This window comes from [Erwinia] mediterraneensis (assembly GCF_900604315.1).
GTDB lineage: Bacteria > Pseudomonadota > Gammaproteobacteria > Enterobacterales > Enterobacteriaceae > Pantoea > Pantoea mediterraneensis_A.
On sequence record NZ_LR026978.1, the window covers coordinates 1,866,295 to 1,887,887 of the forward strand.

Genomic DNA, 21,593 nt, shown 5'->3' on the forward strand with positions numbered 1-21,593 from the left:
CAATGAAAAAAGGCATTCTGGCCCTGATGCTGGGCACGATGACGTTCACTGCGCTGGCCGCAGAGGAGAGCGCGGCAGATCAGGTGCAACGCGGTGAGTATCTGGCGCGGGCAGGGGACTGTGTCGCCTGCCACACCAGCAAAGGGGGCGAACCTTTTGCTGGCGGCCTGCCGATGGCGACCCCGATCGGAACGATTTACTCCACCAATATCACGCCGGACAAAGCGACCGGGATTGGTGACTACAGTTATGACGACTTTGAGAAAGCGGTGCGTCATGGGGTCGCGAAGAATGGCGACACCCTCTATCCGGCGATGCCCTATCCCTCCTATGCGGTGGTGAGCGACGAGGATATGAAGGCGCTTTACGCTTACTTTATGCAGGGCGTTAAGCCGGTCGCGCTGGCCAACAAAGAGAGCGATATTCCCTGGCCGATGTCGATGCGCTGGCCGCTGGCGGTCTGGCGTACCTTCTTTGCGCCGGATGTGAAAGCCTTCCAGCCGGGCAGTGAGGAAGACGCGGTGCTGGCGCGCGGTCGCTATCTGGTTGAGGGACTGGGCCACTGCGGCGCCTGCCATACGCCACGCAGCATCACCATGCAGGAAAAAGCGCTGAGCGACGGTGAGGGGAGTGATTTCCTCGCTGGCAGCAACGCGCCCATTGATGGCTGGACCGCCAGCAATCTGCGTGGCGATAACCGTGACGGCCTTGGACGCTGGAGCGAAAGCGATCTCAGTCAGTTCCTGCGCTATGGCCGCAACGATCATACGGCAGCCTTTGGCGGCATGACGGAAGTGGTAGAGCACAGCCTGCAGTATCTGAGCGATGAAGATATTACCGCCATCGCCCGTTACCTGAAGTCGCTGGGCGCGAAAGATGCCAGCCAGGCGCCTTTCAGCGTGGATGATGCCGTTGCGAAAGCGCTGTGGAAAGGCGATGACAGCAAAACCGGTGCCTCGCTCTATGTGGACAGCTGTGCGGCCTGTCATAAAACGGACGGTAGCGGCTATCAGCGCTTCTTCCCGGCTCTGAGCGGTAACCCGGTGGTGCTGGAAGAGGATCCGACGTCGCTGATCCATATAGTGCTGACCGGCGGCACGCTGCCCGGGGTACAAGGTGCACCGACGCCCATCACCATGCCTGCCTTTGGCTGGCGTCTGAACGATCAGCAGGTGGCGGATGTGGTGAACTTTATCCGCACCAGCTGGGGCAATCAGGCGACGAAAGCGGTGACGGCGCAGCAGGTTGCCGAACTGCGCAAGGATGAAACCGTGCAGCATAATCTCGGCAGCGCCAGTATCAATGAACTGCCGTCAGGTCATTAAGTGCGTTGGCGACAGGAGAAGCGCGCAGGCGCTTCTCTTTTCCGACAACGTGAAGATGACCAGCACGTCTGAACGGGGCAGGCGGAAAACCTGCCCACCCGCCTTAGATCCGCTCCCCCTCTTAAAATCCGCCTCAGTAAAGAGGCTGCTGCGCAAGTTGTTGTAGCCAGCGAAGCATAGCGTCAGCGCCAGGCTGATGCAGCGTGCGCGTTGGCCAGGCAAGAAAATAGGGCTTGTGCAACGCCAGCGAGAGCGAGTCCAGTACCACCAGCTCCCCGCGCGCCAGTTCCCGTTGAATCAACCGACGCTGCCCCAACAGCAATCCCGCGCCCTGTACGGCGGCATCAATGGCCAGCGAGGTCAGGTTAAAGGTCAGACCGCCCGCCACGGTGCTGGCGGGAACATCACGCGCCAGCAACCAGTCACGCCAGGCGGGCAGAAAACGCCCCTCGTTGCCCCAGTCGAGGTGGATCAGCGGCGCCTGACAGAAGTCGTGCGCATCGTGAAAGCGCGCCGCCAGTGTCGGACTCGCCACCGGCACCACTTCATCCTGAAACAGCGCCACTTTCTCCAGTTGCGGATAGTGATGCTCGCCAAAACAGATCACAAAATCAGCGGGCGTGGCGGCAACATTGATATGGGCGTGGGTGCCATGCACCACCAGCGCAATATCGGGCTGTGCCTGCTGCCAGGCGGTAATCGCTGGCGTCAGCCATTTGCTGGCCAGCGCAGGCAGGGACCAGATGGTCAGGCGGGATGGCGTAACCTCGTCATACAGACTTTGCTGCGCCAGCTGCAACAGGTCAAAGGCTTCGCTCACATAGCGTAAGTACTCCTTCCCCGCTTCGGTGAGCTGCACCCCCTGCTGCGTGCGCAGAAAAAGCTGGGTCGAAAGCTGCAACTCCAGCTGGCGAATCTGCTGACTGATAGCGGCGGGAGTTAATGACAACGCCAGTGCCGCCTTTGCCAGACTGCCCGCTTCCGCTGCGGTTTTGAATGCCAGAATGGCATTCAGCCTGGGTAACCGTGGCTGCGTCTGCGACATTATCATCTCCTTACGAGGGGGTTAAAAAATCATTGCTACAGGCCACCCGACGCGGCGCGCTACAGTGTCAGTGAGTTGCCATCACGAGATCAGACCATGCTGGAACAGATTATTCAACTTGCTAAACATCCACTGCATCAGGCGCAATATCGTCAGCAATGCCGTCGTCAGCTGGACCGCGACGGCGTACTGGTGCTGGAGAATTTCCTTACGCCACAGGCGCTGGCTGCGGTGCTGGAGGAGGGGAAAGCCCATCAGCATCAGGCGTTCTATGCGCAAAGTCAGCATAACGTTTATCTGCTGAAACCCGATGCGTCCTGTGACGATCATCATCCACGCAACCGGACGGTGGTCTCTTCCAAAGGATGCATTACTGATGAGGAAATCCCGGCGGATTCAGCGCTGCGTACGCTCTACAACGCGACGCTGTTTAAAGATTTTCTGTGTGAGGTGTTGAACGAGCAGCAACTCTATCCTTACGCTGACAGGCTCTCCTCTATCAATATACACTATGCCCATACCGGACAGGAGCTGGGATGGCACTTTGATAACTCCTCATTTGCCATCACGCTGCTGATCCAGAAGCCTCAGGGCGGTGGTGTCTTTGAGTATGTCAAAGGGTTGCGTAACGCGGATGCCGGAGAGATGAATTTTGCCGGGGTGGCAGAGATGCTGGAGGGCAAACGTGAGCCCGAGCGGCTGTCAATGATGCCGGGCGACCTGGTGCTGTTTCGCGGACGCAATGCGTTGCACCGCGTCACGCCAACGGAGGGCGACGTGACGCGGATGCTGGTGGTACTGGCTTATAACGCTGAACCGGGCGTCTCGCTCTCGGAAACGGCGCGCATGACCTTTTACGGTCGCGTTTAGCCCTGCTGGCGGGCTCCGCCCGTCAGGTATTGCCAGGCGCGGCGGAAAATCTGCTGCGTGCGCAGCTGCGTCACTGCACGCCAGTCCGCATCTTCCGGATAAAAACCGGCGACCAGCGCCTGCTTAATGCGTTTGCCTTCCTCGCTGGCAGGATCGCCCGTCAGATGTAACCAGTGATCGTCGCGCACCCGGCGATGCATCTCTTCTCCGGGTAAGGTGCCGCACTCAATCACCAGCTGCATCAGCGTACAGTCCGGCAGACTATCGTGCATAAACTGCGATAAATAGCCGGTCGCCGTCGCCGTGACCCCGGTTTCGCTGTCGCGATCCGCACCGGTCAGCAGTACGGTCAGCCATTCACCAAACAGATTGCGTGCCTGCGGCAGCGCGGGCCAGGGGCGCTCAGCAATCGCCAGCAGCATGGGATGACCGTAAGCGCCCGCGCCGGTATGGAGATCAAAACTGATCAGGGTTTTCGCCTGCTGCAGATGCGTCTCTGTAATTGCCGCAAGGGTCAGACGAGACCAGCTGGCGGCGTCGCCACCAAAGAAAATACCGTCCGGATGTGTATATTGTCCCGCTTCTACCACCGCTTTCATCGCAGGCCAGCCTTGCGTCTGCAGCGCCGCGGCATAAGCCGTATCCGCTGCGGCACGATCGCCGCAATAGAACCCATGCACTGGCGGATAAGCTGGCGTAGTGGGGAGAGGGCGGGCAAAATCGATAAAATTACGGTTCAGGTCGATATTGTTTTCATTGACGCGGCGCAGGTGGGCGGTGCCCCAGGGATTGATCAGATGCACCAGCAGCAGCGCGCAATCTGACGGCATTTCCTGACCCTGGCTGGCCTCCAGCCAGGCGATTTGATTATCTGAGCCGTAATAGCCTTCTACTCCGTGTACTCCGGAGACAATCAGCATCATTTTTTCCGCCGCCGGGTTACCGAGCAGGGCGACATCGGTATAGAGCGCTTCTCCCTGCGGTCCCGTCAGCGGGTGCAGCCAGTGAGATAACTGCGCGCCAGCCCGTTCCGCCGCCTGTAAAAAACGTGCTCGTTGGGCGCGATAGTCAGGCAACATGATTACTGATCCAGCTTATGGTAAACGCTGAAGCTGAAGTATTTCTTCGCCAGCTGATCGTAAGTTCCGTTCTTGTGCAGTTCCGCCAGCGCGTTGTTAATCAGCGTCAGGTTCTCTGTATCGTCTTTACGCAGACCGATGCCGATGCCTTCGCCAAAATATTGCTTGTCATAAAGCATATCGCCGCTGATGGCGAAGTCCTGTCCCTGCGGGCTTTTCAGGAAGCCGGTTTCCGCCGAGGCGGCGCTGGTCAGGGTCGCATCCAGACGACCGGATGCGAGATCGGGATAGATTTCATCCTGATTCGGGTAGGAGACCACCTGCACACCCTGACGCGCCCACACCTCTTTTGCATAGGTTTCCTGGGTGGTGCCCTGAGCAACCCCGACAATCTTTCCTTTCAGCGCAGCGGCTTCAGGCTGTAGCGCGTTGCCTTTTTTCGTTACCAGCGCGCTTGGCGTGTTATACAGCATGTCGCTGAAAGCAACCTGCTCGCGACGTTTCGGGGTCATCGACATCGCGGAGAGAATAGCGTCAAATTTACGCGCCTTAAGTGCCGGGATAATCCCGTCATAGCCGGTCTGTACCCAGACGCATTTCACTTTCGCCTGAGCGCAAATGGCATTACCCAAATCGATATCGAAGCCCTGCAAAGAACCGTCTACCGCTTTGGACTCAAAAGGAGGAAAGGTGGGATCTACCCCAAAACGCAACTCAGGTTGCGTCAGCGCGCTGGCGCTGAAAGCGCAGGCCAGCAGTACGGCAGACAGAACGATCTTCTTCATGAAAAATTCCCGGAAAGGCTAAAAAGGTCAGTAACAAAACGTAATAACATGGAAGAGAAAAGGGATCGAGAGGTGTAAAACAGGAGTCGCAGGAAGGTGCTGGCACAGATAGCCAGAAAAGAGCGATCTGACAATATAAAGTTTTGCGTAAATCATAAAAATTCGTGCTTGTCTGTTATCTTGCGCACATTAACAGATTTATCTGCTTTTGATTTTTTTAGCGTTTTGTTACGCGTCACGCTTCTCTGCGCGACGGTTCTGCGCATCGGGACGATTTTTCACGGACGCCGGTGTTGTGCTGCTGGCATACGCTATTTCATCGTTGTTCAGGGAACACAGGCAGGATGCTGAACTCGCACTTTTCTGCACGAAGCTGACAACGTAAACGGTTGCCTGGTTCCATTGACAGCAGGGTTGTTATGTGATGTATATCACATATTCGTTGAATTGGAATGCAACACATTTTGACAAACGTGATCAAAATCTATTTTCTATCGCGCTGATACAGGCACGCTACGCGGGCTGAAAACCGGGTATCGCTAACACGGTTGTTAATGACTGCCCATCCACTGGGATTTACTTCACCTGACTGCATGTTTCACTGATGCGGTCGAGAGCATGTGGTTATTTATAATGAAATATAAAGCATTGATAGCAGGTGCCTTACTGGCAGGGTCTTACACAGGCGCAGCACAGGCGGAGAGCGATCCACAATACCTGTCTGACTGGTGGCATCAGAGCGTCAACGTGGTGGGCAGCTACCACACCCGGTTTGGGCCACAGTTCAATAACGATGTCTATCTTGAGTATGAAGCTTTCGCCCATAAAGACTGGTTCGATTTCTATGGCTACCTCGATCTGACCAACTTCTTTGGTGCTGGCAACAGCAATGCTAACGGTATTTTCGATCACGGCTCGCCGCTGTTTATGGAGATTGAACCGCGTTTCTCCATCGACAAGCTGACCGGCACCAGCCTGGCATTTGGCCCGTTCAAAGAGTGGTATTTCGCCAATAACTACATCTATGACATGGGACGCAACAGCGCCAACCGTCAGAACACCTGGTATATGGGGCTGGGTACCGATATTGATACCGGCAGCGACATCGGGCTGTCACTGAATGTGTATGCGAAATACCAGTGGGAAAACTACGGCGCAGCGAACGAAAACAGCTGGGATGGCTACCGCTTCAAGGTGAAGTATTTCGTGCCAATCACTACCCTGTGGGGCGGCAACCTCGGCTATGTGGGCTTCACCAACTTTGACTGGGGCTCTGATCTGAACGAGAAAGGCGGTTCATCACGTACCAGCAACTCCATCGCGTCCAGCCACATTCTTTCGTTGGGTTACGATCACTGGCACTACTCGCTGGTAGCGCGTTACTTCCATAACGGCGGACAGTGGGCCGATGGCCGTGAGCTGAACTTCGGCAACGGCAATTTTGAAGTGAAATCGACCGGCTGGGGCTACTACCTGGTGGCAGGTTACAACTTCTGATGATGAGAGGCGTAAACGCCTCTCGCCTCACACCTCTCCCGTCCGGGGAGAGGTGTTAATCCTGACGCGGTTTCAGCACGTTAATGCGCCACGGCACGCCAAACTTATCAATAAACATGCCGAATCCCTTCGCCCAGAAGGTCTCCTGCCACGGTGTCGTGACTTCTCCTCCCGCTGAGAGTTTTTCAAACCAGGTTTTCCCCTGCGCCTCATCAATGGTGGACAGGCTCACCGCATACCCTGCATGCGTCGAAGCCGCTGGCTGATTGGTATTGCCATCGCTCAGCATGATCTCGCCCTGACCGATGCGCAAATGCGCATGCATGATTTTTTCCGGGGGAAAGGAGGCGGCAGGATCGGCACCTACTTGTGGCCCCTGTTCTGGCATATCGCCAAAGGTCATTTTAAACAGCAACTCACCGTCCGTCGCGTCCAGGTAAAAGTCGATCGCCTCTTCACAGCGGCCATACAGAAACAGATAGGGACTGACTTGCATCTTTTCCTCCGGGCAGATTGCATTGAATTTTCATCACCCTTCGAAGTGTAGTCGATTGTGGTGCGCTGCCGCTGGGCAGACGCAGATTTATAGCAGTGCCAGCCAGCAGCAGAATTTCCCTCTCTGTTATGCCCTGACCATGCTGCTCAAATGTGCAACGTACGTTGCTAAAATCTCACCGTTTTGCCTCTCGGCATGGAAAATGGGATCTATTATCCTGCTCTTTCTTCGCTTACTGACGGTGATTTATTTCAATTTCTAATCACGTCCCGTGAGTAAGTTTTGCAAACATCGTCACACCGAGGTTGATAATAAAATGACAATCGCCTGCTCTACAGGGAGCCCGTCGCTGGCCGGTACACCTGAACAATCCCCCTCTTTAGTCAGTCGCATTGATGCGCTGCCCTCATCGGCCGCCTTATGGCGCTTTATCTCGCTGCTGGCGCTGGGCGGATTTTTTGAACTCTACGATCTGTTTGAAACCGGCTATATCAGCGCGGGACTGCTGGCCGCCAATATCTTCCATAGCGGCAGCGCCGGAATATTTGGCATCTCCGATCAGGCAGCCTTTGCCTCCGCCACTTTTCTTGGCTTGTTTGTCGGTGCCAGCTTGCTGGCTCCGAACGCCGATCGTTTTGGCCGTCGTTTCACTTTTATGTGCGCCCTGGCCTGGTATGGCGTTTTCTCGCTGCTGATGGCGTTCCAGAACAGCGCGGAAGGGGTCATTCTCTGCCGCTTTCTGGTGGGCATCGGTCTTGGCGTTGAGCTGGTGACCATTGATACTTATCTTTCTGAATGGGTGCCGACCCGCCTGCGCAGTAAAGCCTTCGCCTTCTCGTTTTTTGTGCAGTTTCTTTCCGTGCCCACCGTGGCGTTAATGTCATGGTGGCTGGTGCCGCAAACCATTCTCGATCTGGAAGGCTGGCGCTGGGTGGTGATCGCTGGCGCACTCTGTTCGCTGGTGATCTGGTTTATCCGTAAGAATCTGCCGGAATCGGCGCGCTGGCTGGCGCAGCAGGGGCGTCATCAGGAAGCGCATCAGGTGCTGAGTGCGATGGAGAAACGCTGTGGTGCTGCGCCTGGCCCGGCATTTTCGTCCGATGACGTTGCTGCACAGCTGCCGCGCAAAGGACGTTTTCGTGAGATTTGGGCACCCGCTTACCGCAAGCGTACCCTGATGCTGGTGGTGATGAACTTCTTTCAGGCGATCGGCTTTTTCGGCTTCGGTAACTGGCTGCCCGCTCTGCTGTCGGGCCAGGGCACCACTATCACCCACAGCCTGCTTTATGCCTTTTTCATCACCCTGGCCTATCCGCTCGGTTCGCTGATCAGCAGTCGCTATGCGGATAAGATGGAGAATAAATGGCAGATCGTTCTCTCTTCGCTGATGACGGTGGTGTTCGGCACACTGTTCGCCTTCCAGAGCCAGCCGCTGCTGTTGATCGCCTGTGGCTTTTTAATCACCTGGTCCAATGCGTGGCTGACTTACAGCTATCACGCTTATCAAACCGAGATCTTTCCCACCCATATCCGTGCCCGCGCCGTTGGCTTCTGTTACTCCTTTAGCCGCCTCTCGACAGCCTTCAGCAGTATTCTGATCGGCGTAATTTTGCAGTATGCCGGTACGCCAGGCGTGGTGAGCTTTATTGTGCTAAGTATGCTGATGGTCATGCTGTCGGTAGGGATCTACGGGCCGAAAACCCGGGGCATCGATCTGGAGAATATCTGAGCGTCATCATGATGGCCGGATCAGCGCCCTCTTTTCCGTTGATGAGCGCGCATATTAACCAGAGACAGGGCAGATACAGCACGTTTTGCCCGTATTACTGATGAGCTTTTTTAGACGCGGATGTTTTTTTATCGTCAGGGATAACGATAACGGCAATAAAAAAGGCGGGCCCGCAGGCCCGCCTTATGCTTTAGCGCGGGGCTAACTTATTTCTCATCGGGCAGGGCGTACGCCACGATGTAATCACCCATTTTGGTACCAAAGGAACCGTGGCCACCTGCAGAGATAACCACATACTGTTTGCCATTGGCTTCATAGGTCATCGGGGTTGCCTGTCCGCCTGCTGGCAGGCGACCTTCCCACAGCTGCTCACCGGTATTGGTGCTGAAAGCGCGCAGGTAGTTATCAGCGGTGGCACCAATAAAGGCAACGTGACCGGCAGTGGTGATCGGGCCACCCAGCATCGGCATACCCATTTTGAACGGCAGCGGAACAGGTGCGCTGTCGCGGGTGGTACCGATACGTTTCTGCCAGACGATGTCGTTGGTTTTCAGGTCAATCGCTGACATGTAACCCCAGGCCGGCTGTTTACACGGCAGACCGAACGGTGACAGGAACGGATTCAGTTCAACACCGTAAGGAACACCATACTGAGGCTGAATACCGACTTCTGTACCAGAACCGCCTTTGCTGTCAGCAGGGGGTTCCATCGGGTTACCCGGACCACGTGGGATCAGTTTAGAGACGAACGGCAGCGCCATCGGGTTAGTAATCGCAATCTGACGATTTGGATCGACGGCAATACCACCCCATTCGAACATACCCAGGTTACCCGGGAATACCAGCGTACCCTGCTCAGACGGCGGTGTGAACGGACCTTCATAGCGCAGACGCTTGAAGATAACGCGGCACACCAGCTGGTCGAACATGGTGGCGCCCCACATATCCTTGTCCGTCAGATTCTTTTTCGGACGATAGGTCAGCTCAGAGTAGGGCTGAGTGGGTGACAGGCGATCGCCTTTTGCCGGGCCTTGCGGAACCGGGGTTTCCGGAGCCGGAACCACCAGCTCGCCGTTACGGCGATCCAGCACAAACACGTTACCGGTTTTCGCCGGAACATAAATTACCGGTACGGCATTGCCGTTCTTGTCGGTGATATCCGCCAGGGTCGGCTGTGAGGGCAGGTCCATATCCCACAGGTCGTGGTGAACCGTCTGATAATCCCATACCAGCTTACCGGTAGAAGCGTTCAGCGCCAGAATGCTGTTCGCATAACGCTCCTGTTCTGGTGTACGGTGGCCGCCCCAGATATCGGGAGTAGAAACGCCCATCGGCACGTAAACGATATCCAGTTTCGGATCATACGCTGCTGGTGCCCAGGAGTTAGGCGAGTTAAAGGTAAAGGTATGCTCATCAGCCGGAATCGCGTTCGGATCTTTCGCGCCCGGATCGAATACCCACAGCAGTTTACCGGTGTTCACGTCAAAACCACGGATCACACCAGAAGGTTCGCGGGTAGAGTAGTTATCCGTCACGGCACCAGCCATGATGATCACGTTATTGGTAATCACCGGCGGTGAGGTCGGTTCATACATACCTGGGGTGGTAACAGGGTGCAGATGCTGCAGATCCAGTTCGCCATTGTTGCCGAATTCCGGGCAACGGGCGCCGGTATCTGCATCCAGCGCAAACATACGACCGTCGTTCACCGGCAGGATAATGCGGCGTGCACACAGTGCTGGCTGACCATTGGCAGCATCAGCGGCGGCAGGCGCTTCATGATAAGAAACGCCACGGCAGGTGATGTGCTGGAAGGTCGGGTTCTGTTTCAGCTCAGGGTCAAATTTCCATTTCTGCTTACCTGTGGCTGCATCCAGGGCAAACAGAATCTGGTGAGCTGAACAGAGATAGAGCGTGTCGCGAATTTTAATCGGCGTCACTTCATTGGTGATTTCACCCGGATCGTTCGCCGTTTTCAAATCACCGGTCTGGAAGCTCCAGGCAACCTGCAGATTTTTTACGTTTTGCTCATTGATCTGCTTCAGCGGCGAGTAGCGCGTACCCTGCTGATCGCGGGCATAAGCAGGCCAGTCACCTTCAGGAATATCACTCAACGGCGTTGCAGGCGCAGCGTTTTCAGCGGCGGCAGGTAACGTGCCTTTGATTTCCTGCGGATCGTTAAACACTGACCAGGCCAGCGCCAGGATGTTGACGGCAAGGGCGACAAGCATCGCTACCATCGGGCCTTTGCCTTTGTGGTGGAAGCCACGCCAGACAAAAGGCAACAGCAGCCAGATACCGAAGATCACCAGTACATCAACACGCGGCGCCAGTGCCCAGAAATCGGTACCGACTTCCCACAGGCCCCAGATGATGGTGCCCAGCAGCAGCAAGGCATACAGCACCAGCGCGGCACTGTTACGGCGCCAGATAAGAAAAGCGGTGATCAGCATGACTGCACCGCAGATAATGTAGTACCAGGATCCTCCAATGGCGGATAACCAGATACCGCCAATTAGCATATACGCACCGGCAAGCGCAGCGAACAGCACCGTCAGGAAACGTATTACGCCAAAGGATGAGGAAGTTTTCCCCATAATATTGACCTCATTTTTTGCCATAAAATTTACGGAAACAACGGCCTGCGTTGTTTCCAGTTATAAAGTACGGACGGAAAGTGTTGTTCTTTTTTTGCTCTTCCGTTAAGCAGGCATATCCTTTGCGTTAAATTTTATCTTAAAAAACGTTATTGAGTCTGTTTTTTTTAGCGCAATGCACCTGAGGGGGGATCCAGCACAACATTTTATGAGGATGATAAGGGCTTGCGCCTGGGGTTAATCTCATATTAACGCAACGGGACAGCATTTTCGCGCTGTGCTTAATTGCTGAATAAGTCGCCATTATTAAGCGGCTGTTGCTGCCAGCTATTGATATACAAGAGATATAACAGCTCACCGGCAATTGAAGTACAAGGAAGCGTAATAATGGAGAAAATTTTTTCCTGCAACACAGCCTATGAAAGCATCAGGCTGAATATATGATCACTATTGTTAAAAAAATGTTTAAGTCAAGCGCAGTCCTGAAAAGAGAACGATGAACGATGGGGCCAGTGAGTGCCGTGAGCATTTATTCAGCAAAACTGCCGCGTAAGAAAATTAGTTAATTTATTGAAAAATAAGCATAGAGATTAGGGTGGTGGTCAAGGCACATGCGCCAGCACGCGCCGGAGACATTCTCCCTGCAGGTAATTTCTGGCCGTGCAGAGGCACAATGAATTACAAATTTTTATTAATTACATCGCTGCGCGTGGAAACTCCTTCGGGCTGCGTTGAGATAAGGCGTGTGCTTTTTGCCGGGACCGCCTCAGTACGCCAGATAACCGACACCAACGCGCACGTTATTAAAGCCTGTAGTCACGACCGGCATGCAAAATAATTCCTTATCTGTCGCGGCCAGTGATTTTCCCATGGCTGACGTTACGCTTAATAAGCACACCGGAAATGGAAAACTATTCCCCGGATGAAATTATCTCATTTGATGGAGTCTGTAAGCAGAACTGTTGCAAGTCGCAAATATTCACCGCGGCTGATATGTCACCGCGCAATACCCGGGAAATGCACGCCTCAGGAAATACCCTTATATCCGGCATGCCTGCGGATAATGGCTGTAATTAATCGTTGCGTTTAAAGCACGCGACGTCGTTGCCTGGTGTGGCAAAATCGCGCACCCTGTCAGCGCAAAAAATGAATCGGCAGACGCGCAGATGACTGCCGCTAAGGCTGACAACGTATCAGCAGGGCAGGCTCGCCCACACTGACTTCGGGATGGAACAGAATATGGGATTACTGGCATCGGCGGCAGACAGCTCGCTGCTGAAACACCGTGCGTTTGTCGCTTTCTGGCTGGCGCGCACCTGTTCTTCTTTTGGCTTTCAGATGTTCTCCGTCGCGGTCAGCTGGCAGGTTTATGCGCTGACCAACAGCGCACTGGCGCTGGGCATTATCGGCCTGATGCAATTTTTGCCCTCCGTATTGCTGGCGCTGCCGGCGGGACATCTGGCAGATCAGTATGATCGACGGCGCATCGCGCTGTCTGGCCAGCTTATTGAATGGCTGGCGCTGCTTGCCCTGGTGGCGCTGACGCTGGCGCACTGGGCAGACAAAACGGCAATCTGGGGGCTGGTCTTTATGCTTGCCGTTGCCAAAGCGCTGGAAGGGCCGGCAATGCAATCGTTGTTACCGTCTCTGGTGCCGCCAGTCATCCTGGCGCGCGCGACGGCAGCAAACGCGGCAGGCAGCGAAGCCGCGGTGATTGTTGGCCCGACGCTGGGCGGACTGCTCTATGTCGCCGGACCTGCGGTCGTGTATAGCGTCTCGGCGTTGTTCTATCTGATCGCCATCGTGCTGGTAGGTCTGTTGCGCTATGAGCGACCCGCGCAGCCACGGCTGCCAATGACGCTGCCAAACCTGTTCGCCGGCATCAGTTTTATTCGTGCCCGCAAGGATGTGCTGGGTGTTATCTCTCTCGACCTGTTTGCGGTTTTACTGGGAGGCGCCACGGCGTTGCTGCCGATTTTTGCCAGAGATATTCTGCACACCGGTCCGTGGGGGCTGGGGCTGCTGCGCGGCGCGCCTTCCGTGGGAGCTCTGCTGGTGGGCATATGGCTGAGCCGCAATAAGCTGGAAAAACATGTCGGTATGATCATGTTTATGTCGGTGGCCGGGTTCGGGGCGGCGACGCTGGTGTTTGCCCTCTCGACCCAGCTCTGGCTCTCTTTGCTGGCGCTGATCGCGCTGGGCGGCTTCGATATGATCAGTATGGTGATCCGTGGCGCGCTGGTGCAGCTGGATACCCCTGATGATATGCGCGGACGCGTCAACGCGGTCAATGGCATCTTTATTAATACCTCAAACCAGCTGGGCGAATTTGAATCGGGATTGCTGGCGGCCTGGCTGGGGGCCGCGCCTGCGGCAGTGCTGGGCGGGATCGGCACGCTGGTGGTTGTCGGCCTCTGGATGGTGCTGTTTCCCCATCTGCGCCGCCGTCAGAAGCTGGAGAACGAGCCGGTAAGCGCAGAGAGCCCGCCGCGTCTGAGCGCGGAATAACACAGATTTAATCAGCAGGAGAGAAGGATGGGCGCAGAGTATCTGTTAGGCATTGATGGAGGCGGCACGCAGTGCCGCGCACGGTTAACGAACTGGCAGGGACAGCTGATGGCCGAGGTGGCAGGCGGCCCGGCGAATATCTGGTCACGCTTTGATGATGCGCTGGCGACGGTCAGCCAGCTGGTAAACGAAGCCTTGCTGCAGGCGGGGCTGACTTCGCAGGCGCTGGCAAAAACATCGCTGGTGGCGGGACTGGCTGGCGCTAACGTGGCTTCGGTCAGCGCGCGTCTTGCCGAATGGCAACTTCCCTGTCAGCAGCTCAGCGTCCTGACCGACGTGGAAATTGCCTGTACAGGCGCTCACGGCGGAGAACCTGGCGCCGTTTTTATCATCGGCACCGGCAGCCAGGGAGCCGCCTGGGATGGACAGCGCTTTGCGCTGCTGGGTGGCTGGGGATTCGCCCTCTCCGATTCAGGATCGGGCGCTGAGCTGGGGCGGCGTGCTTTGCGGCTTGCGCTGCTGGCGCATGAAGAGGTGGTGCTGCATTCCCCATTAACGCACAGCATCATGGCGCGCTTTAATCACAGCCCTGAAACCATGCTGCTCTGGTCACAACAGGCGACGCCTGCTGACTGGGGGCGCGTGGTACCGGAAGTCTTCGCGGCCGCCAGCGCAGGCGATGCGCACGGACGCACGCTGGTACAGCAGACGGCTGACGATATCGCATTAATGGTGCGGCGGCTGACGGCGCGCAGTGCGGGCAGGCTGGCACTGATGGGCGGGCTGGCCGTGCCGATTCAACCCTGGCTCGCCCCTGATGTGCAGGCGATGCTGTCAGCGCCGCGGGGCGATGCGCTGGAGGGCGCGTTACGCCTGGCCCGCCAGCAAGCGGAGAGCATCTGAAACGCGGTCCGCCAGCGCTTATCGCACTGTTGCGGGGGTTATGATAGGTTTCTGTCATTGCTGACAGCCAATGAGTATAAGATGAAAAAAAGTACTTTACAGGATATCGCTCAGCTGGCCGGTGTCGGGGTGGCCACCGTGGATCGGGTCGTTAACCGGCGTGCGCCGGTACGCGAAGCCACAGCTCAGAAAGTGTTGCAGGCCGCGTATCAGCTGGGCTATCCGCTGGATGCGACGCTGATGCCGGATACGCGCAGGGCGTCGCGAGCGCTGACGCTGGGATTGATTCTGCTGCCGGATAATTACTCTTTTTATCAGCAGCTGGCACAGCATCTGAAGCTACTGGCGCAGCCTGACCACCAGCTAATGCTGCATTTCCACGCTATTGGTGCCGTAGAAGAAACCGCCAGTGTGATTGAAACGCTGGCTCAACATGTCGATGCGATTGGCCTGATCGCCCTGGACAACCCACTGATTCGTCAGGCGGTAGAGCGCGCCAGCCAGCGCGGCGTGAAAATTTTTACGCTGCTTTCCGATCTCTCTCCCTGCGGTCAGCATGGCTATATTGGTCTGGATAACCGTCAGGCAGGGCGGACTGCGGCCTGGGCGGCAGCACGCCTTTTTCCGAACGGCGGTAAAACGGGCATCATCGTCGGCGATAATGGCTTTCTCTGTCAGGAAACCTGTGAAATCAGTTTTCGCTCCTGGCTGCGCGAGCGACAAACTGCTCACCAGGTGCTGGAGCCGGTAAAGAACAATGAAAATATCGCGTGCGCTTTTGACGTCACACAACAGCTTTTGCAACAGCATTCCGATTTGGCCGTAATTTATGCCCCATGTGGTGCGCTGGAAGGCGTGGTAGCGGCGCTGCGGGACAGCGAGCGGCAGCATGAGGTGGGACTGATCTGTCATGGGCCCTTCGCCGAATCCAGCCAGGCATTACGTGATGGCACCGTAGATTTGATGCTGGCACACCCTCTGGAGGCGTTAGCCGGGCGCATACTTACAACGCTGGTCACCGCCTGCAACGAGCATCAGCCCGGCTACCAGCCCGTCATTCTCCCTTTTGCCCTTATTACCCCTGAAAATCATTGATCCTTTTCTCTGACGCTTCCCTGTCCGTCAGCAGGGCGGAAGCGTGCTTGCCTCTTTTTGATATGAAATCCATCATAATTTCTATCAAAAATAATATGATCACCATCAATAAATGAAATTTCTATCATTGATGGAAATGAAATATTCGTTTGATACTGCCTGCAGACATCAGTGAACGCTTTTGCTGCGGAGAGAAAGATGACGATACATATTGCTAATGCGCCCTGTAGCTGGGGCGTAGACGATCCCGCAAATCCCTGGCTGCCGCCTTGCGAAAAAGTGTTGCAGGAGGCATCGCAGGCGGGCTACCGCAGTATTGAACTTGGCCCCTGGGGCTATCTGCCCACCGATCCGCAAGCTCTCTGTGCGTTGCTGGATCACTATCAACTTTCACTGGTGGCGGCGACGATCTTTGACGATCTGGTAAGTGAGGCCAACTTTCCGGCGATAATCACCCTGACTCATCAACTGTGCCGTAACCTGACGGCGGCCCCCTCTGCCAGCAAACTTCATAACGACAACCCTCCGCCACCTTATCTGGTCATCATCGATTTTGGGCACCCGGCGCGCGCATGTTATGCCGGTCAGAGCGCGCTGGCCCCCCGCCTGCCGGAAGCGGACTGGCAGCGCATGATGCAGCATATCACCACCCTCAGCCGCATCGCCTGGGAGGAGTACCGGGTGCGCCCGGTGATTCATCCTCATGCCGGTGGCTGCATTGAATTCGCCGATGAGCTGGAAAAGCTGATGGCGGCAATTCCCCATGAGGTGGCGGGACTCTGCCTGGACACCGGCCATCTTTACTATGCCGGGATGGACCCCTGTACCTGGCTGGATAAGTGCTTTACCCGTATCGACTATCTGCACTTCAAAGATGTCAATGAACCGGTATTCCGCGATGTGCTGGCGCGCGGGCTCGATTTTTTTACCGCCTGTGGCGAAGGGGTGATGTGCCCCCTCGGCAGCGGGGCGATCGATTATTCGGCCATCAGAGCCCTGCTTGCTGAGCGGCGCTATCAGGGCTGGATCACCATTGAACAGGAGCGGGATCCGCGTCATGTGGCGACCAGCCTGCGCGACGTCACCGCCAGCTTACGTTATCTGCATCAGGTCGGATTTTAAGGAGTCAGCGATGATCAACGGCACGCAACCTTTAGCACGTTCACTGCGCTGGGGTATGGTTGGCGGCGGTGCCACCAGCCAGATTGGTTATATTCACCGTTCTGCGGCGCAGCGAGATAATGTTTTCAGTCTGCTGGCCGGCGCGTTCGATATTGATGCGGCGCGTGGCTGTGAGTTTGGCGTCAGTCTTGGCGTGGCGGCCGGACGCTGCTATCCCGACTATCAGACCCTGTTCCGTGAAGAGGCGGCGCGCCCCGACGGCATCGAGGCGGTCTCCATCGCCACCCCCAACAATACTCACTTCGCCATCTGCCGCGCTGCACTGGAAGCGGGTCTGCATGTGGTCTGTGAAAAACCGCTCTGCTTCACCAGCGAGGAGGCACGCATTCTGCAAGAGCTCAGCCACAAACAGCAGAAGATTGTTGGCGTTACCTATGGTTATGCCGGGCATCAACTGATCCAGCAGGCGCGTGAGATGATCCGGCAGGGGCTGCTGGGGGAGATCCGTATCATTAATATGCAGTTTTCCCATGGTTTTCACTCCCGGGCAATTGAAGCGCAAAATCCCAGCACCCGCTGGCGCGTTGATCCACGCTTCGTTGGCCCCAGCTATGTGCTGGGCGATCTCGGTACTCATCCACTCTTTATCGCTGAAACCATGGTGCCCCATCTGCGCATCCGACGGTTAATGTGTTCCCGCCAGAGTTTTGTGAAGTCCCGCACGCCGCTGGAAGATAACGCCTTTGTGCTGATGGAGTATGACAATGGCGCGGTGGGTTCCATGTGGTGCTCAGCGGTAAATGCCGGTTCCATGCACGGACAGAAATTGCGTATCACTGGCGAAAAGGCGAGCCTTGAATGGTGGGATGAACAGCCAAACCAACTGCGCTACGAAATCCAGGGCGAGCCGGTGCGCATTCTGGAACGCGGGATGGACTACCTGACTCCCCGGGCGCTGGCGGAGGATCGCATCGGGGCAGGTCATCCGGAAGGACTGTTTGAAGCCTGGTCAAATCTTTATCGTCGCTTTGCCGTAGCGATGGACGCCACCGACCGCGGTGACAGCGCGCTGCTGGCAAGCTTCTGGTATCCGGATGTTCATGCCGGGCTGACGGGCATCAAATGGGTGGAACACTGTGTGCGGTCTGCGGATCAGGGAGCGGTCTGGGTAGACTTTCACTGAGCCATCAGCAGCGCCCGGCGATGGATAGCTGGTTTCATTTACTTCATTAACGCCAATGAGTATGATTATCATTCTTTTTATCGTCTTCCCGCCGGTTCGCTTGCATTACGGGAAGGGGCAGCCATTAATGGAGTAAAGAATGAAATCACAATTCAGCTTGCGTAAAGCAGGGAGCGCACTGGCAGTTGTTGCTGCGCTGAGCCTGAGTGCCTGCCAGGCCCCCGGCAAACAGGCTCAGACTCCTGCGCAGCCCACTGTAGCAGCCTCTCAACCCGATAAACAGCAGGTTCAGCAGCGTGAACTGGCGGAGGGGTTGTATGAAATGGTCTACAGCCGGGCAACCCGGGCGCTCTGGGTGGCCAGCGCGCTCGATTTTAAACGCGACATTGGCGGCGCGATTTACCGCCTTGATGCTGCAACGCTGCAAACCCGGAGTGTTATCCATAGCGACCTGAAAAATTTCGGTATGACCAGCGATCCTGCAGGCGAGTTTCTCTATATCACCAACTCACTGGATGGTGGCATCTCTAAAGTCGATGCACAGAGCGGTAAAGTGGTTTCGCGCCTGCTGTTTAAAGAGAAGAACGCACAAGGCTATCCCTTTGGCACCCGTGAAATCATCTGGCATGACGGCAAGCTCTATATCGGCGGCGTGGGCGAACCCGGAGTAATCTGGGTGGTCGATGCGCAAACCATGAAGCTGAAGACGCGCATTAAAAATGCGGGTAAATGGGTCACCGGGCTGCTCTGGTCTTCCTTTAACGATCGTCTGTATGCCGCCAATGGCGGGGGAGAGATCCTGGTGATCAATCCGCACAGCAACAGGATCGAAGCCCGCTGGAAGCCGGAGGGAGAACAGCCCGCGCTGCTGCTGAACCTGGCGGAAGATCCGGCCAGCGGTCGTCTGTTCGTGACCGACAGCTCCCGGGCCAAAACTACGCTGGTAATCGATGAGCGCAGCGGCAAAGTGATCAAACGTCTCGGGGTAGGGGATTCGCTGGGCATTAAGTTCAACGCGAAACGGAACGAAATCTATATCAGTCAGCGCGAGTCAGGCAAAGTGCTGCAGCTGGATGCTACCAGCTATGCCGTGAAAAACAGCTGGTCTTTCCCGACGCATCCCAACAGCCTGCTGCTCTCTGCGGATAGTCAGACGCTGTTTGTGACGCTGAAACAGGGCTTCAACAAAGATCATTCCAGCAAAGGGGTGGACAGCGTGGTACGCATCAGCCTGAACTGAGGCTATAAAAAAGCACCCGGTCGGGTGCTTTTGCATTATTCGAGGCCTTCTACCAGCATTACGCGGTAGTTGGCCCCTTTCAGGCGATGCGTTTTTGCCTCCTGATAGGCCGGGCTGTGATACCAGGCGCGCGCTGCTTCCATATTCGGGAACTGCAGCAGCACGACCCCTTCCGCATCCTGGCCTTCCAGGACCTCGATATCGCCATAAGCCACCAGCGCAGTCAGCGGATGATCGCCCCGCGCCTTGCCAGCCATTTCGCTGTAGGTATCCATTTCCTGCTGATCGATCGTGTTATCACGAATAAAAATAGCGTATGCGGTCAAAGTGCTTCTCCTGTTAAGCCGGCTACATCAGGACTGATGTTTATCGGCGGTATTCAGTTCAAAATCAGAGGCGTCGTGGCGTTCGTGTAGCTGCTCAGACGGCTCTCCCCAGGTACGGTTAACCATGCGGCCACGTTTCACCGCCGGACGGTTTTCTATCTCTTCTGCCCAGCGCTGCACATTCTTGTAAGACTGCACGTCGAGGAATTCCCCCGCTTCGTACTGATTATTACGCACCAGATTGCCATACCATGGCCAGATAGCCATATCGGCAATGGTGTACTCTTCGCCCGCAATATAAGGATGGTCAGCCAGCTGACGATCCAGCACATCCAGCTGCCGTTTAGCTTCCATCGTAAAGCGGTCAATGGCGTATTCGATTTTCTCCGGCGCGTAGTGATAGAAGTGACCAAAGCCGCCACCCAGATAAGGCGCAGAACCCTGCAGCCAGAACAGCCAGTTCAGCGCTTCAGTACGCGCGGCGATATCCTGCGGCAAAAAGTAGCCATATTTGTCCGCCAGATAGAGCAGAATCGCACCCGATTCAAACACCCGCACCGGCGGCGTCACAGAGCGATCCAGCAGGGCAGGGATTTTGGAGTTCGGGTTCACCTCAACAAAACCGCTGGAGAATTGATCGCCTTCGCTGATGCGGATCAGGTGCGCATCATATTCCGCCTCCTGTACGCCCAGCGCCAGCAGTTCTTCCAGCATAATAGTCACTTTCTGGCCGTTCGGCGTACCCATCGAGTAAAGCTGCAACGGATGCTTGCCCACGGGCAGGGCTTTCTCATGAGTAGGACCAGCAGCAGGACGGTTGATTTTAGACCAGGTGCCTGTACCTTCCTGATCCCAGCGCCAGACGCGTGCTGGCTGATACTGTTTTTCTGACATGGGAGGATTCGCCTGTTTGTGAGTGTGTAGAGACCGACAATATCGGTAGACACTCAGCAGTGTAGCAGGCGGGGGGAAAGCAGTTTAACCGTGCTGGCGGTGGACCGGCATCAGGGTAATGCTTGCCGGTAACGTTCCCAGACTTTCCGGGCGTAGCGCATCCTGATTTCATGACGCCCTTTGCCTGTTCCGGCATTATAGGCGCCTACGGCTTCCCAGGAATAACCATAAATTTTCATCATATCGGCCAGCATCGATGCGCCTACCAGAATGGAAGCGCAGGGATCCCGTTTCAGATGCTCCTCGCTTAAACCGAGCTGTTTTAATTTGGGCATATGGCTACTGTTGATTTGCATCAGGCCGATATCATAGCTGCCATTATTATTTCTGTTTACCGCAGCCGGATTCATTCCGGACTCAACCTGGGCGATAGCAATAAGCAGATTTCTATCAATGCCAAATTTTTGCGAAGCATAGCTCCAGCAGTTCGCCTGTAGATCAGCACTAAACCACAACGGAAATAATAACGCCATCCAGACGCATTTTCGGTTGAACTTGTAAAGTTGCATGATTTTCTGCAATGCTATTGTTAATATCCCTGTGATTAATGCGGCTTATTATCAGGACTTTGCTCTGGTAAACATGATGCAAAAATAATGCGAAACGGAGATTATGACAGGAGATGAAATAAAGTATGCATTAATCTTTTTATAAGGACAGACTAATTATTTAAAAATACCGTTTCTGCCGGAAAAAAATTCACCGCATTGAATAACATTATCTCCGACGTAAAAATCATCGTTCTTCCATCTTAAGGATTGCTGATTGATCATTTTGTTTGGTTTTATGTTTTGATTTCATCATTTTTTGCAAGTCGATGACGCTTATCATCGCTATAA

At 55.5% G+C, this 21,593-nt stretch carries 18 protein-coding genes; 10 read left to right on the plus strand and 8 right to left on the minus strand.

The window, feature by feature from the left end:
* The first annotated feature begins 2 nt into the window (after nt 1-2).
* Nucleotides 3-1,325 carry a c-type cytochrome gene (locus E0E17_RS08685; protein ID WP_130833429.1) on the plus strand — a complete coding sequence of 441 codons (1,323 nt, stop codon included), beginning with the start codon at nt 3-5 and terminating at the stop codon, nt 1,323-1,325.
* A 133-nt stretch (nt 1,326-1,458) separates the two neighbouring features.
* Here the strand turns inward: E0E17_RS08685 and E0E17_RS08690 are convergent, their stop codons facing one another.
* A complete protein-coding gene (locus E0E17_RS08690; protein ID WP_130833432.1) occupies nt 1,459-2,370 on the minus strand; it encodes a LysR substrate-binding domain-containing protein in 912 nt (303 codons plus the stop codon).
* Nucleotides 2,371-2,466: 96 nt separating this feature from the next.
* Here E0E17_RS08690 and E0E17_RS08695 point away from each other — a divergent pair, with 96 nt between their 5' ends.
* A complete protein-coding gene (locus E0E17_RS08695; protein WP_130833434.1) occupies nt 2,467-3,240 on the plus strand; it encodes a HalD/BesD family halogenase in 774 nt (257 codons plus the stop codon).
* On the opposite strand, the gene E0E17_RS08700 is transcribed toward E0E17_RS08695, so the two are convergent.
* Together E0E17_RS08700 and E0E17_RS08705 are read right to left on the minus strand one after the other, a co-directional pair.
* Nucleotides 3,237-4,319 (minus strand): DUF2817 domain-containing protein, encoded by a 1,083-nt coding sequence (locus E0E17_RS08700; protein WP_439654630.1) that lies wholly within the window; start codon nt 4,317-4,319, stop codon nt 3,237-3,239. The two genes, E0E17_RS08695 and E0E17_RS08700, sit on opposite strands and share 4 nt — an antisense overlap.
* Nucleotides 4,320-4,321: 2 nt before the next feature.
* The gene (locus E0E17_RS08705; RefSeq protein WP_130833438.1) at nt 4,322-5,104 is read right to left on the minus strand and encodes an ABC transporter substrate-binding protein; all 783 of its coding nucleotides are present in this window, start codon (nt 5,102-5,104) and stop codon (nt 4,322-4,324) included.
* A gap of 633 nt (nt 5,105-5,737) precedes the next feature.
* Here E0E17_RS08705 and E0E17_RS08710 point away from each other — a divergent pair.
* Nucleotides 5,738-6,601 (plus strand): nucleoside-specific channel-forming protein Tsx, encoded by an 864-nt coding sequence (locus E0E17_RS08710; RefSeq protein WP_130833440.1) that lies wholly within the window; start codon nt 5,738-5,740, stop codon nt 6,599-6,601.
* A 55-nt stretch (nt 6,602-6,656) separates the two neighbouring features.
* Here E0E17_RS08710 and yjdN read toward each other — a convergent pair whose 3' ends face one another.
* Nucleotides 6,657-7,097: a VOC family metalloprotein YjdN gene (yjdN, locus tag E0E17_RS08715; RefSeq protein WP_130833442.1), complete on the minus strand. Its 441-nt coding sequence runs from the start codon at nt 7,095-7,097 to the stop codon at nt 6,657-6,659.
* A gap of 316 nt (nt 7,098-7,413) precedes the next feature.
* Between yjdN and E0E17_RS08720 the strand changes: the two genes are divergently transcribed.
* Nucleotides 7,414-8,826, plus strand: a complete 1,413-nt coding sequence (locus E0E17_RS08720) for an MFS transporter (protein ID WP_130833444.1) — start codon at nt 7,414-7,416, stop codon at nt 8,824-8,826.
* Nucleotides 8,827-9,032: 206 nt separating this feature from the next.
* On the opposite strand, the gene E0E17_RS08725 is transcribed toward E0E17_RS08720, so the two are convergent.
* Nucleotides 9,033-11,423 (minus strand): glucose/quinate/shikimate family membrane-bound PQQ-dependent dehydrogenase, encoded by a 2,391-nt coding sequence (locus tag E0E17_RS08725; RefSeq protein WP_130835502.1) that lies wholly within the window; start codon nt 11,421-11,423, stop codon nt 9,033-9,035.
* Nucleotides 11,424-12,662: 1,239 nt separating this feature from the next.
* Between E0E17_RS08725 and E0E17_RS08730 the strand changes: the two genes are divergently transcribed.
* From E0E17_RS08730 to E0E17_RS08755, 6 genes are all read left to right on the plus strand, one after another.
* A complete protein-coding gene (locus E0E17_RS08730) occupies nt 12,663-13,931 on the plus strand; it encodes an MFS transporter (protein WP_130833446.1) in 1,269 nt (422 codons plus the stop codon).
* Between the two features lie 27 nt (nt 13,932-13,958).
* Complete coding sequence (locus E0E17_RS08735; protein ID WP_130833448.1) at nt 13,959-14,834, plus strand: glucosamine kinase nucleotide-binding domain-containing protein; 876 nt, start codon at nt 13,959-13,961, stop codon at nt 14,832-14,834.
* Nucleotides 14,835-14,915: 81 nt separating this feature from the next.
* Nucleotides 14,916-15,929 carry a LacI family DNA-binding transcriptional regulator gene (locus E0E17_RS08740; protein WP_130833450.1) on the plus strand — a complete coding sequence of 338 codons (1,014 nt, stop codon included), beginning with the start codon at nt 14,916-14,918 and terminating at the stop codon, nt 15,927-15,929.
* A 198-nt stretch (nt 15,930-16,127) separates the two neighbouring features.
* On the plus strand, nt 16,128-17,051 hold the full coding sequence (locus E0E17_RS08745) for a TIM barrel protein (RefSeq protein ID WP_130833451.1): 924 nt from the start codon (nt 16,128-16,130) through the stop codon (nt 17,049-17,051).
* 10 nt (nt 17,052-17,061) lie between these two features.
* Nucleotides 17,062-18,234 carry a Gfo/Idh/MocA family protein gene (locus E0E17_RS08750; RefSeq protein WP_130833453.1) on the plus strand — a complete coding sequence of 391 codons (1,173 nt, stop codon included), beginning with the start codon at nt 17,062-17,064 and terminating at the stop codon, nt 18,232-18,234.
* A 139-nt stretch (nt 18,235-18,373) separates the two neighbouring features.
* The gene (locus tag E0E17_RS08755; RefSeq protein WP_130833455.1) at nt 18,374-19,474 is read left to right on the plus strand and encodes a YncE family protein; all 1,101 of its coding nucleotides are present in this window, start codon (nt 18,374-18,376) and stop codon (nt 19,472-19,474) included.
* 35 nt (nt 19,475-19,509) lie between these two features.
* Here E0E17_RS08755 and E0E17_RS08760 read toward each other — a convergent pair whose 3' ends face one another.
* From E0E17_RS08760 to E0E17_RS08770, 3 genes are all read right to left on the minus strand, one after another.
* Entirely contained in the window at nt 19,510-19,800 is a 291-nt protein-coding gene (locus E0E17_RS08760) for a DUF1330 domain-containing protein (protein WP_130833457.1), read from the minus strand.
* Between the two features lie 27 nt (nt 19,801-19,827).
* A complete protein-coding gene (yghU, locus tag E0E17_RS08765; RefSeq protein WP_130833459.1) occupies nt 19,828-20,694 on the minus strand; it encodes a glutathione-dependent disulfide-bond oxidoreductase in 867 nt (288 codons plus the stop codon).
* Nucleotides 20,695-20,804: 110 nt separating this feature from the next.
* Entirely contained in the window at nt 20,805-21,227 is a 423-nt protein-coding gene (locus E0E17_RS08770) for a transglycosylase SLT domain-containing protein (protein ID WP_130833461.1), read from the minus strand.
* Nucleotides 21,228-21,593: the final 366 nt, after the last annotated feature.

Bases quoted from the DNA above. Each gene is read 5' to 3' on its own strand.
- E0E17_RS08685 (WP_130833429.1), top strand. From the start codon at position 3: ATGAAAAAAGGCATTCTGGCCCTGATGCTGGGCACGATGACGTTCACT.
- E0E17_RS08690 (WP_130833432.1), bottom strand. From the start codon at position 2,370: ATGTCGCAGACGCAGCCACGGTTACCCAGGCTGAATGCCATTCTGGCA.
- E0E17_RS08695 (WP_130833434.1), top strand. From the start codon at position 2,467: ATGCTGGAACAGATTATTCAACTTGCTAAACATCCACTGCATCAGGCG.
- E0E17_RS08700 (WP_439654630.1), bottom strand. From the start codon at position 4,319: ATGTTGCCTGACTATCGCGCCCAACGAGCACGTTTTTTACAGGCGGCG.
- E0E17_RS08705 (WP_130833438.1), bottom strand. From the start codon at position 5,104: ATGAAGAAGATCGTTCTGTCTGCCGTACTGCTGGCCTGCGCTTTCAGC.
- E0E17_RS08710 (WP_130833440.1), top strand. From the start codon at position 5,738: ATGAAATATAAAGCATTGATAGCAGGTGCCTTACTGGCAGGGTCTTAC.
- yjdN (WP_130833442.1), bottom strand. From the start codon at position 7,097: ATGCAAGTCAGTCCCTATCTGTTTCTGTATGGCCGCTGTGAAGAGGCG.
- E0E17_RS08720 (WP_130833444.1), top strand. From the start codon at position 7,414: ATGACAATCGCCTGCTCTACAGGGAGCCCGTCGCTGGCCGGTACACCT.
- E0E17_RS08725 (WP_130835502.1), bottom strand. From the start codon at position 11,423: ATGGGGAAAACTTCCTCATCCTTTGGCGTAATACGTTTCCTGACGGTG.
- E0E17_RS08730 (WP_130833446.1), top strand. From the start codon at position 12,663: ATGGGATTACTGGCATCGGCGGCAGACAGCTCGCTGCTGAAACACCGT.
- E0E17_RS08735 (WP_130833448.1), top strand. From the start codon at position 13,959: ATGGGCGCAGAGTATCTGTTAGGCATTGATGGAGGCGGCACGCAGTGC.
- E0E17_RS08740 (WP_130833450.1), top strand. From the start codon at position 14,916: ATGAAAAAAAGTACTTTACAGGATATCGCTCAGCTGGCCGGTGTCGGG.
- E0E17_RS08745 (WP_130833451.1), top strand. From the start codon at position 16,128: ATGACGATACATATTGCTAATGCGCCCTGTAGCTGGGGCGTAGACGAT.
- E0E17_RS08750 (WP_130833453.1), top strand. From the start codon at position 17,062: ATGATCAACGGCACGCAACCTTTAGCACGTTCACTGCGCTGGGGTATG.
- E0E17_RS08755 (WP_130833455.1), top strand. From the start codon at position 18,374: ATGAAATCACAATTCAGCTTGCGTAAAGCAGGGAGCGCACTGGCAGTT.
- yghU (WP_130833459.1), bottom strand. From the start codon at position 20,694: ATGTCAGAAAAACAGTATCAGCCAGCACGCGTCTGGCGCTGGGATCAG.
- E0E17_RS08770 (WP_130833461.1), bottom strand. From the start codon at position 21,227: ATGGCGTTATTATTTCCGTTGTGGTTTAGTGCTGATCTACAGGCGAAC.